At 58.9% G+C, this 12,250-nt stretch carries 9 protein-coding genes; 4 read left to right on the forward strand and 5 right to left on the reverse strand.

What is annotated here, in order from left to right; genetic code table 11:
- Nucleotides 1–36: 36 nt before the first annotated feature.
- The 5 genes from F4X57_14390 to F4X57_14410 all read right to left on the reverse strand — a co-directional run bounded on the left by F4X57_14390 (nt 37) and on the right by F4X57_14410 (nt 6,502).
- Nucleotides 37–2,514, reverse strand: coding sequence for a CoA transferase (locus F4X57_14390; GenBank protein ID MYC08334.1), 2,478 nt, complete (start codon nt 2,512–2,514; stop codon nt 37–39).
- Between the two features lie 12 nt (nt 2,515–2,526).
- Nucleotides 2,527–3,267, reverse strand: coding sequence for a biotin transporter BioY (locus tag F4X57_14395; protein ID MYC08335.1), 741 nt, complete (start codon nt 3,265–3,267; stop codon nt 2,527–2,529).
- Between the two features lie 324 nt (nt 3,268–3,591).
- On the reverse strand, nt 3,592–4,572 hold the full coding sequence (locus tag F4X57_14400) for a D-2-hydroxyacid dehydrogenase (protein MYC08336.1): 981 nt from the start codon (nt 4,570–4,572) through the stop codon (nt 3,592–3,594).
- Between the two features lie 68 nt (nt 4,573–4,640).
- A complete protein-coding gene (locus tag F4X57_14405; GenBank protein MYC08337.1) occupies nt 4,641–5,273 on the reverse strand; it encodes a hypothetical protein in 633 nt (210 codons plus the stop codon).
- Nucleotides 5,274–5,296: 23 nt separating this feature from the next.
- Nucleotides 5,297–6,502 carry an LLM class flavin-dependent oxidoreductase gene (locus F4X57_14410; GenBank protein MYC08338.1) on the reverse strand — a complete coding sequence of 402 codons (1,206 nt, stop codon included), beginning with the start codon at nt 6,500–6,502 and terminating at the stop codon, nt 5,297–5,299.
- 464 nt (nt 6,503–6,966) lie between these two features.
- Here F4X57_14410 and F4X57_14415 point away from each other — a divergent pair, with 464 nt between their 5' ends.
- The 4 genes from F4X57_14415 to F4X57_14430 all read left to right on the forward strand — a co-directional run bounded on the left by F4X57_14415 (nt 6,967) and on the right by F4X57_14430 (nt 12,248).
- Nucleotides 6,967–8,421: a DUF1800 domain-containing protein gene (locus F4X57_14415; GenBank protein ID MYC08339.1), complete on the forward strand. Its 1,455-nt coding sequence runs from the start codon at nt 6,967–6,969 to the stop codon at nt 8,419–8,421.
- A gap of 156 nt (nt 8,422–8,577) precedes the next feature.
- A complete protein-coding gene (locus tag F4X57_14420) occupies nt 8,578–9,216 on the forward strand; it encodes a Uma2 family endonuclease (GenBank protein ID MYC08340.1) in 639 nt (212 codons plus the stop codon).
- Between the two features lie 74 nt (nt 9,217–9,290).
- On the forward strand, nt 9,291–10,307 hold the full coding sequence (locus tag F4X57_14425; GenBank protein ID MYC08341.1) for a hypothetical protein: 1,017 nt from the start codon (nt 9,291–9,293) through the stop codon (nt 10,305–10,307).
- 339 nt (nt 10,308–10,646) lie between these two features.
- Nucleotides 10,647–12,248, forward strand: a complete 1,602-nt coding sequence (locus F4X57_14430) for a ribonuclease J (GenBank protein ID MYC08342.1) — start codon at nt 10,647–10,649, stop codon at nt 12,246–12,248.
- Nucleotides 12,249–12,250: the final 2 nt, after the last annotated feature.

Raw genomic sequence — 12,250 nt, forward strand, 5'->3', positions numbered from 1 at the left:
TGCTGTTAGTTGCTGGCAATTGCTGCCAATTGCCAACTATTCGCTGCCCAATAATTCGTCAAGTATGTATTCGTTGTGCGCTCCCAGACGCGCGGATGGTCGCCAGTTTTGCTTGGGCAGCCCGTCCGTGATGATAGCCTGCCCCGGGTATGTTTTGCGTCCTATGTCCGGCTCGTCCAAGGATACGAAGAAGTCACGCGCTCTCAGGTGCGGGTCTGCGAGCATGTCCACGCTGCGATGCACCGCGCCGGCCGGGACGCCTGCCGCTTGAAGCGCGTTCATCGCTTCTACGGCATCGCGGGCGCTTGTCCACGCGGCTATGATGTCGTCCAGCGCGGCTTCGTTAGCCTTGCGCGCCGCTTCATCACGGAAGCGCGCGTCGTTCGCTAAGTCGGTATCGGCAATCACTTCGCATAGCGCCGCCCACTGCTCTTCGCATGTTATGGCAATGGCAAGCCATCTGTCATCACCGCGGCAGGGGTAAACGCCGTGCGGCGCGTACTTGTGGTGCTTGTTGCCCTTGCGCGGCGGTTGTGCGCCGGTGCGGGAATGTGCGCCGATAAACTCGCCTATCTGACATACGGGACCTTCCGCAAGCGCGATGTCGATGAACTGCCCCTGTCCTGTTGCCGTGCGGTGTCGCAGCGCAGTCATTATAGCAGCAGCCGAGTTCATCCCGGCGACCGGGTCCGGATACGCGATGCCCGATGTCATCGGCATTTCGCCATCGTAGCCCATCAGGCTGGGGATGCCGGTGATGGATTCGACGGATGTGCCGTACGCGGGGAACTCCGCCGCCGCGCCTTCCGAGCCGTAGCCGGATATGGAGCAGAGAATGATGTCCGGCCGCACCTGCCGCAGTGAATCGTAGTCCAGCCGGAAGTTACGCATCACATGCGGACGGAAGCTCTCGATTACGATGTCGGACACGGCGGCGAGTTCCAAGAACGCGTCCCTACCCTCCGGCAAGTCCAGACGCAACGCGAGACTGTCTTTGTTGCGATTGTGCTTATTGTCCACGCCGCGCGTGCGGTCGATAGGCACACGCGGATCCCACACCTTGACCACATGCGCGCCATAATCGCCCAGAATCCGCGCCACCAGGGGGCCCGCCCAGACGCGCGTCAGGTCTATCACGCGAATTCCGGACAGCAAGCCGCGCTGTGCTATGCGCTCTTGCAGCGCCATCGCTATTGGAGAATTGCCGTGCCGACGGGCGGCGTCGGACGGCATGCTTAGCGTACTTTGCGCGGGCGAATCATCGGTATATTCAGGTGGTGCATTGTCCGGCGAGTCGTCCGTGAGAGTAGGCTTTGCCGGCGATGCGGGCGGCGCAGTATTCGGCGGATTGTGCTGCCCTAGCAACGGCGCGGGCTTGAATTGCGGTGGCGTAGCGCTCATGTGGAAGGGAAAGCGAGGGAATGTCAGCCTGCCGCCTTGCGGATGAGCGAATTCGGCGAACAGACCGCGATAATTGTACTGGCTGTCTTGCAGTGTTTCCGACAGGTCGAATACGGGGGATGCCGGCACGGAATACACACCTGCCGCTAGTTCGACAATTTCCTGCCGCGTCTTGTCGGCGCACCATTCGAGAAGTATCTCGTCGATCTCGTCGGCGGCGTCCTTGAGGCTTGTGAATGCGGCGAAGCGCGGGTCGATGAGCAAGTCTTCGCGGCCTATCATGGCACAAACATAGTCCCACTGGTGCGCGGCGGACGCGGAGAATGTGATATAGCCATCTTTGCAGGGCAGCGTGGTTATCGGGTACCCGCCGGTGCGCCGTCCCGTTGCCAGCCGCACGCCGGCCCGCTTGCGGATGATGCCGTCGTACTCGTGCGAGACGAATGTGAATTGGTGCAGCGCGCCCAATGCCTCCATTTCCGACACTTCGACGGGCTGTCCCTTGCCCGTGATTTCGCGCGCGAGCAGGGCGAGCATCAAGCCGGCGTAGCCTTTGAGCGCGGTCAGACGCTGCGCCTGATAGCCGGGCAGCATCAGCGGCTCGCGGGTCTCTTCGCCGCTCAGGTACAGGTAGCCGCCGAGCGCAAGGCTGACAATCGGCGTGGATTGCCAGTCGGCGTATGGACCGGTCAAGCCGAATGGCGTCAGCGACAGGTTGACCAGCAGCGGGTTGAGCGCCTGCAATGTCGCCGCGTCGATGCCCAGAGATTGGCGTGTGCGCGGCTGCCAGTCGTCTATCAGCACATCGGCATTTGCCGCCAAATCGAGCAGCACAGCCATGCCGTCCGCGCTCTGCCAGTCGAGCAAGACGCTTTCCTTGCCCATGTTGTCATACAGGAACAGCGCGCCGGATTCGGGCGCATAGCAGTCGGGCAATTGTGGCTGCGCGTAGCGTGTCCAGCTGCCGCGCGGCGGGCGTTCGACCTTGATGACGCGTGCGCCGAATGCCGCGAGCATGCGCCCGCAGAACGCCCCTGCGACAGATTCCGCAACCTCGATTACGGTGAGATCGGCTAGGGGCAGGACGCCGGATGATGCCGCTTCGTTGCTCATTGCCTGCCGGCTTTAGTCCCTCGACCTGTTGCGGTGATCGGCAACAGCCCAGCCTGCGCTGATGACGATGGACGAGAGCATGAGCTTGACCAGATCGCCGGGGATGAACGGGTACACCGCGCCGGAGAACAGCTCGCCTTGCGCGGGCCAGCCGAAGTCGAAGATGGACAGCCATATCAGCGCGGGGACGTATATCCACAGGTTGCCGAGCAGCATCGCCCACAGCCCTTTGCCGCGAATCCAGCCGCGCTCGGACATGAAGCCGATAATTGGCACTGCCGTGATGAAGCCGATGAGGTAGCCGCCCGTAACGCCCGCGATCGAGCTCAAGCCTCTGGCGGTGTCCCACGACAGATCGGGATTGGCGAACATCGGCGCGCCCACCATGCCAAGCAGGTAGTACACAATGATTGCCCCCAAGCCCCAGCGCCAGCCGAGAAAGCCGCCCATCATCAGGACGCCAGCCGTCTGGAATGTGATAGGCACGGGGTTGTCGGGCAAGTAGAAGTGCAGCTTACCGCAGATTGCGAGAACGACTACCGCCGCCAGCGCCAACAGCGCGCGCTGAACGGTCGTTAACGAAGGAAACAGCGCATCCATCAGCGACGGATTACGCGTACCGATAAGAGCCTCGCCCGACTCGCGAGCAAGCGATGGCGCCGTGCTTATGTCTCTCTGCATAAAGAACCCGCCTCCTGCGTAGAATGCGTGATTGGCGTTGTTGTGCGCGATGTCGGCGATTTTGGTTACCACGTGATTGCGCAGCCGCGATTGCCGACAGTGACTCTCAATAGCCCGCGCCGATGGTAGCAACGCGGCGTGGCGGTGTCAAGGAAGCGATGCTTTGGACGGTCCCTTGCTTTGCGGCGCTGTCACCTAGGTTCTGTGGACATTTGACCAGATACGCTTATCATGTCATTCCGAACGCAGTTTCCTTGTCATTCCGAACGCAGTGAGGAATCTAAAGCCTGTCCCTGCGAAGGCAGGGATCGTTGCATACAAGCCTATTTTCGACTCTGGATTTCTCGCTTCGCTCGAAATGACAAATTAGAGCCATCGTCGAAATATCCACAGAGCCTAATACCACTTGCTCTTGTCCACTACATTTTGCAACCCTTCGCCGGCTAGGAAACGGCGCGCGTTGTCGAGGATAATCTCGAAGCGCCTTTCGGGGATGTTGCCGGCGTCCCGGACTGCGACGTGCGGCGTCATTAACACGTTCGGCAATCCCCAGAGCTTGTGGTCGGAGGGCAGCGGCTCTTGCTCGAACACATCCAAGCCCGCGCCTGCTATGACGCCGTTCTCGATGGCATCCGCGAGGTCGTCTATCTTACACACCATGCCACGCCCGATGTTGATGAAGTAGGCGGTGCTCTTCATCAGGCTGAAGCGGGCGGCATTGAAGGTGAACTCGGTTTCGGGCGTGTGTGGCACTGTGGTAATCACGAAGTCCGCTCTTGGCAGCACGGCGTCCAGCTCGTCGGGCGTATGGAACTCGACATACGGCAGGTCGAACTCTCGTCGCGGCTCGATGCCGATGACCTCCATGCCAAACTCGTTGCATAGCCGCGCCGTCTCGTGCCCGATGCCGCCAACGCCATTGATGAGCGCGACTGCGCCGGCGAGGTCGATGTACGGCGACTTGCGCGCGTCCTTGTCCCACTCTCTGCGCCGCTGAGCATCCATGTACCAGGGCAGCCCGCGCGACAGCGCCAGCAGGAACATCAGTATATGGTGCGATATGTGGTCGAAGTATATGCCACGAGGGTTGCATATCGTTAACGGATGCTCTATCAGTTCCGGATAGTAGTAGCCGTAGAAGGGGCCAGCGTCAGGGTTCTGCACCCAGCTCAGCTTCTCGGCGACCTTCAGCGCGTCGGGCGAGACCCAGCCATACACGCCATCGGCGTCGCGTATCGCCTCCATCGCCTCTTCGTCCGTCTCCGGCGAGGCGACCTCCCAATCGGCTTCGGTGTCCGCGAGTCGGGCGGCGAACATTCGCCTGTCATCGTCCTGTGGGGGCAGGAACACGAACTTGGGCATTTTCTTTTCCTCCATTCAGGTTTATGCATGTGAAAACCCGCCAGCGTTTGGCGGGTTCTCGGTTTATCGAGCGTGGCAGGTCGTTACTCGCCGTTCCGTCCTCGTTCCAGTTCCGCGATGCGTGCTTTCAGGATTTCGATTTCAGCATCCCTTTCGGCGTGTCCTTCGGCTCTGCCCTGCTCCCTGCTTAGGACTATTCCCTTCTCTATGCCGCGCGCTATGCCTTCCTCTATGCCCCGAGCTACACTATCTTCTATACCTTTACTTAGGCTTTTCTCTATTGCCCTGTCCCTACTTTTCTCTTCCAATATGGATTTGGTCTGAGATTCAAGCTCAGCTTTCTCCTGAGCGGCGAGGCGTCTGCGACGAGCGCCAACCGTGTTGTCCCACATGTATCCAAGCACTGTAACCACCCCTTCCAGCCATTTCAGAAGAGCGAATGACAAAATAGCTGACACCGACGCCGCTAACACGACGGCAGTCGCCAATTCCCTGTCCAGTGCTTGTATTTTGCCATCGCTCCATCTATAAATCAAGAACGACGACAACCCTACCGTAATCGCGCTGAATGCGGTGAACCAGTCCGAACGCACGCTGAACGGGGAGACCATGCCTTCGCCCGCGCCCGGCTCGCTACGCGTTCTCTCATAGAACTCTATGCACGCCGGAATGATGTAGCCAAGTGCGAAAGCTATGACCGCGAGAACTATCAGCATTTCTATGGCTGCCGCCCATCCCCCTAATCAGCCGCCATCACCGCCTCTATCTTGTCCTCCGCCTTTCGCGCCTCCGGTATCACATACTTGCCGAACATCTCGATGGAGCTCATCACCTTTTCGTGCGGGATGGTCTCGGTCTGCATTATCATCAGCACCTGATCGACGCCGATTTCTTCGTACATGCGGATGGTCTTCAGGCAACTTTCCGGGTCGCCCGCGATGATTACGCCCCTGTCCGCAAGCACATTCGCGTCCAGCGCTGCGAGGGCTGCGCGCGCGGCGCCGGGGCCGGAGTCTAACGATATGCCCACTTCAGACGCGAGTTCCTTGTGTTCTTCGTCGGACTGCCGCAGCCAGCGGCCGAAGTCCGCTTGCAGATGGTCCGGCACGCCGCCCCAGTCTTGCAGCAGCTGCTCGTATGCGCCGATGCGCCCTTGGATGTACGGCTTGTCGGGACCGAAGAAGGTCTTCATGGATTCGGCAGCGAGTTCCTTCGCGTACTGGTCGTCGCTGTCGCAGAACCCATGCACGTTATTGCCCCAGAAGTTCGTGACGAACGCACCCGCAGGCTCGGAGTCCTTGAGCGCGTCGCGGTAGATATTCACCTTGTCCTTGAGCACTTCCACGGCGTACGACGCGGACGACAGCACGCCGATGCCCTTCTGTGCGGCGAGGCGGAAGCTGTCCTCGGACGTGCAGGCGAGATACATTCGCGGGTGCGGCTTTTGGAATGTCTTCGGCAGCACTCGGCGCGAAGGCACATTCCAGAACTTGCCCTCGTACTCGAACTCGTCAGACTGCCATATCTTGGGCAGCATGGATAGGGACTCGCTCCACATATCGCGTGTGTCGCGCGGGTCCACGCCAAGCCCCATCTGCTCGTAGGCGTTGGAGCGACCAGTCCCGAACTCAACGCGCCCGTCGGTGAGTTGGTCCACCATTGCCACGCGCTCCGCGATGCGGACCGGATGCGCGTGCGGCAGGATGGACACGCCAAAGCCGATGCGAATCTGCTTCGTAATCTGGCTGAGCGCGCCGAAAAGCACTTCCGGGCAGGGCGAGCCGGAGAAGCCGGTCAGGAAGTGGTGCTCGACGAACCAGAGCGCATCGAAGCCCACTTGGTCGGCGAGTTCGCACTGCTCCAGAGTTTCCTTGTACAGGTTGTTCCAGTCGATTTCGGTTCCCGAGAATGGACGCTGCGTCTCATATAACAATCCGATCTGCATGCGGTCGACTCCTTTTGGCTATGGGTAGCTCCGTCAATGCGCGAATTATACTTGCAATCCGCAATAAGGTAAAACGGGCGGTCGTGAGGCAAGGTTGGTCGATCGGATGGTACTTAATCAGCCGATGAGACAAGGGCGCGCAATGGTCAAGCATAATAGGTATGTACGCGACACATCACGGCGCCATACTGGGCTTTCCCCTAGTGGGAAGGGGCTGATTAACGACGCAATTACGGTTGTTCAACTGTATTCCCAAACATCCTTAAACTATATTCCTAATGGACAAAGCACTTTAGGGAAACTGAAAGCCGCAATACCCCGCCGTGTGCGCCTGCATTATCCCCAAAAGGGCTAGACCATGTGCTATACTGCGCGCAAAGTCCAAAGGTGTACCTTGTGGGTTTTCAACCAATTTTCTTACGCTTTCAAACCGCTACATAAGTAAAGTCCGAGAGGAGGGCATTATGGTCGTTGAGACAACGCAGGCAGTCGAACAGATAGCACACCTCATGCGCCGCGCCGGATTTGGCGCAACGCGAGACGAACTGGACGCGCTAGAAGCGCAGGGCTACGACGCGGTTGTCGCCGCGTTGATTAACCCAAGCGACAATTCCGCGATGCCGGACGACATCATCAGGCGCTACCATCACGAGCAGTCCGGAATGATGGGGCAGATTAACCCCGGCGCCTACTGGCTGTATAAGATGATATCCACGAAGGCGCCGCTCGTCGAAAAGATGGCGCTCTTCTGGCACTCCGTCTTCGCCACCGGCTACCCGAAAATCACACAGGGCAAGGTGCTTAGCGACCAGATCCGCATGTTCCGCAGGTACGGCATGAGCAACTTCAAGACGCTGCTCACCGAGTTATCGCGCGACCCGGCGATGATTGTCTGGCTGGACAACCACGACAATCACAAGGGAGCCATCAACGAGAACTACGGCCGCGAGTTGCTGGAGTTGTTCAGCATGGGCGTGGGCAACTACTCGGAGGAAGACATCAAGGAAGCGTCGCGCGCCTTCACCGGCTGGACGCTGGGCAACACCGAGTATATGGCGCTACGCGGCGAGCGAGATTCCATCTGGCCATACGGCAGAATCGCATGGCACTTCGAATACAAGCCCGAAGACCACGACGAAGGCGAGAAGACCTTCCTAGGGCAGACGGGCAACTTCAACGGCGAAGACATCATCGACATTATCTGCCAGCAAGAGGCGACAGCGCGCTTCATCTCACGCCATCTGTACGATTTCTTTGTGGCGGAAGAGCCGCCCGTCCCCGCATGGCCCTACTCGCCGCCGCGCGACGAAGCCGCCATTCAGACTCTGATGGACGCATATTTCGACAGCGGCTACGAAATCTCCGCGATGCTGGATACACTGTTCACATCGGACTTCTTCAAGGACGACGAGGACATCCGCTTCATCCGCGTCAAGAGTCCGGCGGAGTTGGTCGCCAGCACGCTGCGGCTGACGGGCGAGTTCGCCAACAGACCGCGCCGCGAAATACTCGACCGTGCGATGCAGATGAACTACATGGGGCAGACGCTGAACAATCCGCCCAGCGTTGAAGGCTGGCACCAAGGCATGGAGTGGATCGACACCGGCACGCTTGTCGAGCGGCTAAACTTCGCCACCGCGCAGCTCGGCGATGTGAACAAGCCGGGCGTCGGAGCGATGATAAGCCGTGTCGCGTCCGAGAGCGACGGAGTCATATCGTCGGCGCGGCTGGTGGACGCATGCCTAGACGCGATGGGCGTGGTCGCCGTCTCCGACGACACGCGCGAGGCGCTGGAGACATTCGCCGCCAAGCGCGGAGACCTGTCGGTGGACGCGGACAATGTGAGCGATGCCGCAGAAGAGCACATCGCGCAGATGTTCCAGATGATCGGCGCGTGCCACGAATTCCAGCGCGCATAGCATCGGCAACGATACGGCTGTCCTGCAACCGGATTTGCGATGGGACAGCCGTATCCGCATTTCCGCATTTCCACATTCCCGCATTCGTGCGAATTGCCAAGCACGAAGATGGTGCCAAACACTTCAATTGCTATACCTCAGTAATCGGTGGACGATATGACGCAGACAGCCATCCGCCCGCAGCAGACGGTAGTCGAACACGAACCCGTCTGGGTAAAATTCAAACCGCTTGAATACATGGACGACGAGGCTATCGCCAGGTTCAGCGCGCTCAACCCTGAGTTGCGTATCGAGCGCACAGAGGAAGGTGAAATCGTCGTTATGCCACCAACACACGGCTATACAGGCTTACGCAACTCTGAAATCAGCGCCGACCTGACAGTTTGGGGAAGGCGGGATGGTAGAGGAAAATACTTCGACTCATCCACAGGATTCCGCCTTCCGAATGGCGCGATGCGCTCCCCTGATGCTGCGTGGGTTCTGCAGTCGCGCTTGGATGCGCTGAAACCGGAAGAGAAAGACGGCTACATCCACATCTGCCCCGACTTCGTTATCGAACTGCGCTCTACATCCGACAGCCTCAGTGCGCTCCAAGCCAAGATGCAGGAATATATGGACAACGGCGCTCGGCTTGGCTGGCTCATAGACCCGGTGTCATCGCCGCCGCGTGTTCATGTCTATCGACCGGGCGCGGAAGTCGAGATTTTGGACGAGCCAACCGAGATTTCCGGCGCTCCCGAATTGCCCGGCTTTGTGCTGAATATGACGCGCATTTGGGAGGCGTCCTTAGATTGAATTGGGATTGGCGCAATTGCGTCAGATTTGGCATTGAGACTACATTAGACAGCGCTGAACGGCGAGGTGCTACGATGACTACTGCACAGAAGACGGACTTCCTGAAGTACAGCCATTCCATCGGGCTTTCGACCATGGAAGGGCGCGGGTTCTACTATCCGGTGGACACAACCTTCGATGGCGACGGCAAGGTCTATACGGTGAGCCGATCGCTCGATGGCGACAATCGCGGCTTGCGCGTTACCATATATGACGCCGATAGCAACTACTACACGACATTCGGACAGTATGGCGAGGGCGACGGCGAGTTCGTCTGGCCCACGGCGATTGCGCGAGACAGCGCGGGTAATACTTATGTAGCCTGCGAGTACCTCAACCGAATCGCGCGCTTCGACTCCGCGGGCAATCCGCTGCCTAGTTGGGGCACAGCAGGTTCTGCGGACGGCGAATTGGACGGACCCTCTGGGCTGGCGGTTGATGCGGACGACAATGTCTATGTCGTTGACCATCATAACAACCGCGTACAGCAGTTCACCGCCGGCGGGCAGTTCCTGAGCAGCTTCGGCTCACAGGGCGACGGCGACGGGCAGTTCAACCTGCCGTGGGGCATCGCCATCGACGGGGCAGGCTACATATACATCGCGGACTGGCGCAACGACCGCGTGCAGAAATTCTCGGCAGACGGCGAGTTCATCGCAGCATTCGGCGAATCCGGGCGCGGCGACGGCCAGTTCCACAGGCCTGCCAGCGTTTCGGTAGACGGCGACGGCAATATCTATGTCGCGGACTGGGGCAACGAGCGCGTGCAGGTGCTCGACAGCGAAGGCAATTTCGTGCAGAACATCCGCGGCGAAGCGACAGACTCGAAGTGGGCGGACGCCTTCCTTGCGATAAACATCGAAGAGGCGGCGGCGCGTGCGGGCGCGAACTTGGAGCCGGACATCGAGTTCTTCAACGACGACCCGCACGAGGAATCTTCGCACATCGAGAAGTTCTTCTGGGCGCCCACTTCCATTAAGCTGGACGGCGAAGGGCGTGTGTTCGTTACGGAGAGCAATCGGCATCGGGTGCAGATTTTTGCGCGGGCGTAGTGGCTGATGTTCTTGGTGGGCTGATGCGCAGGGATGGAAGGCAGGGATTCAATAGATACTGAGATGCTGCGATGCAACGGTGTGCGGTATAATTCCGAGGCTTTTCGGTTGTCACCCTGAACGAAGTGAAGGGTCTAAAATCGCTGTGCGGAAACAATCCTGTCCATAGTAAACGCGTTTAGATTCCTCGCTTCGCTCTAAATGACATGAATAATCGAAAGACCTTAGTTATAATTGGGTTCGTAGGGCATTAGCGGATCAGGAGCAACCATCACACAAGCATCAGACTCTATTCTCAAAGTCATTCCTCTCGGCGGGCTGGGTGAAATCGGCCAGAATATGATGGCGCTGGAGTACGATGACGATATTGTCGTCATCGACTGCGGCTTGCTATTCCCTGAAGAGAATATGCCGGGCGTTGACCTCGGCATTCCTGACATTACTTACCTTGTCGAGAATTGGGACAAGGTGCGTGCCATACTCATCACGCACGGACACGAAGACCACATCGGCGGCTTGCCCTTCGTGCTTCCCGAACTGGATGTCCCAGTCTATGCTTCGCGGTTCGCGCACGGGCTGATTTCTGCCAAGCTGCGCGAGCGCGGTCTCCTCCGAGAGTCCCGGCTGAATGTCGTCGAGCCGCACTCTCCCTTCACGTTGGGCTGCTTCCTCATTGAGTTCTTCCCCGTCTCCCACTCCATACCGGACTCCTTTGGCATCGCCGTTACCACGCCCATCGGCACTGTCATCCACACCGGCGATTTCAAGATCGACCACACGCCTGCGGTCGGTCCGCCTATGGACCTCGCCTCCATCGCGCGGCTGGCGGGAGACGACGGCGCACTGCTGCTGTGCTCGGATTCCACATACGCCGATTTGCGAGGATTCACCGAGTCCGAGCAGGTCGTCGGCGATGCGCTCGAGCAGATTATCGCGGACGCGCCGGGCAGGGTAATAGTCGCCACATTCGCATCGCTCATATCGCGGATTCAGCAGGTCATAGACGCAGCCGTGCGACACAGCCGCAAGGTTACGGTTGTCGGGCGCAGCATGAGCAACAATGTCAAGATGGCGACGAACATGGGCTACCTTGACGCGCCACCGGACACGCTAGTCTCGCTGAACGAAGCGCGGCGGCTGCCCAACGACCGTGTGATAATCATGGCAACAGGCAGTCAGGGCGAACCGACATCGGCGCTTGTGCGCATCGCCAACGGCTCGCACCGCGACATCACGGTCGAACCGGGCGATACGGTGGTCATTTCGGCGACGCCCATACCCGGCAACGAATTAACGGTCGCCAAGACCATCGACAACCTGTTCCGGCAAGGCGCGAACGTCATCTATAGCAGGATCGCAACTGTGCATGTGCACGGACACGCCAGCCAAGAAGAGCTGAAGACGATGCTTAGCATAGTCAATCCGCGCTTCTTCATGCCTGTGCAAGGCGAATTCCGGCATCTCATGGCGCACGCGGCTATCGCGCATTCTATGGGCATTCCGGATGAGAACATATTCGTGCTCGATGACGGCGATGTTCTCGCGCTGACTTCGGACGAAGGCGTGGTCGTGGATAAGGTTGTCGCCGGCTCCGTGTTCGTCGATGGGCGGACATTATGGGATATGGACAGCAGCGTATTCGCAGAACGGCGGCGGCTTGCCAGGGACGGCGTCGTGGTCGTGTCCGCCACGATAAGCGCAGCCACTGGCGAAGTCCTGACCGATCCGGAAGTCGCCGCGTACGGCTATGTGGAGTTGAACGAAAGATTAGAATTTTTTCAAAAAACATCAAAAGTGGCACTGACCCTACTAGAAGATATGGGCGCATCCGCCTTAACTTTAGATAAGGCAAGAAATCGGGTCAGGGATTCAATCTCCAAGTTTTTGCACAAAGAGACCGGCAGGCGTCCTACCGTTCTAACAGTCATCGACTACATCTAGGA

Source organism: Chloroflexota bacterium (assembly GCA_009840355.1).
In the GTDB taxonomy this organism is placed as follows: Bacteria; Chloroflexota; Dehalococcoidia; order Lucifugimonadales; family JADFKI01; genus Bin90.

What these genes read in the sequence shown, in the direction of transcription:
- F4X57_14410 (MYC08338.1), bottom strand. Translation starts at nt 6,502, where the DNA reads ATGCAGATCGGATTGTTATATGAGACGCAGCGTCCATTCTCGGGAACC.
- F4X57_14420 (MYC08340.1), top strand. Translation starts at nt 8,578, where the DNA reads ATGACGCAGACAGCCATCCGCCCGCAGCAGACGGTAGTCGAACACGAA.
- F4X57_14390 (MYC08334.1), bottom strand. Translation starts at nt 2,514, where the DNA reads ATGAGCAACGAAGCGGCATCATCCGGCGTCCTGCCCCTAGCCGATCTC.
- F4X57_14425 (MYC08341.1), top strand. Translation starts at nt 9,291, where the DNA reads ATGACTACTGCACAGAAGACGGACTTCCTGAAGTACAGCCATTCCATC.
- F4X57_14415 (MYC08339.1), top strand. Translation starts at nt 6,967, where the DNA reads ATGGTCGTTGAGACAACGCAGGCAGTCGAACAGATAGCACACCTCATG.
- F4X57_14430 (MYC08342.1), top strand. Translation starts at nt 10,647, where the DNA reads ATGATGGCGCTGGAGTACGATGACGATATTGTCGTCATCGACTGCGGC.
- F4X57_14400 (MYC08336.1), bottom strand. Translation starts at nt 4,572, where the DNA reads ATGGAGGAAAAGAAAATGCCCAAGTTCGTGTTCCTGCCCCCACAGGAC.
- F4X57_14405 (MYC08337.1), bottom strand. Translation starts at nt 5,273, where the DNA reads ATGCTGATAGTTCTCGCGGTCATAGCTTTCGCACTTGGCTACATCATT.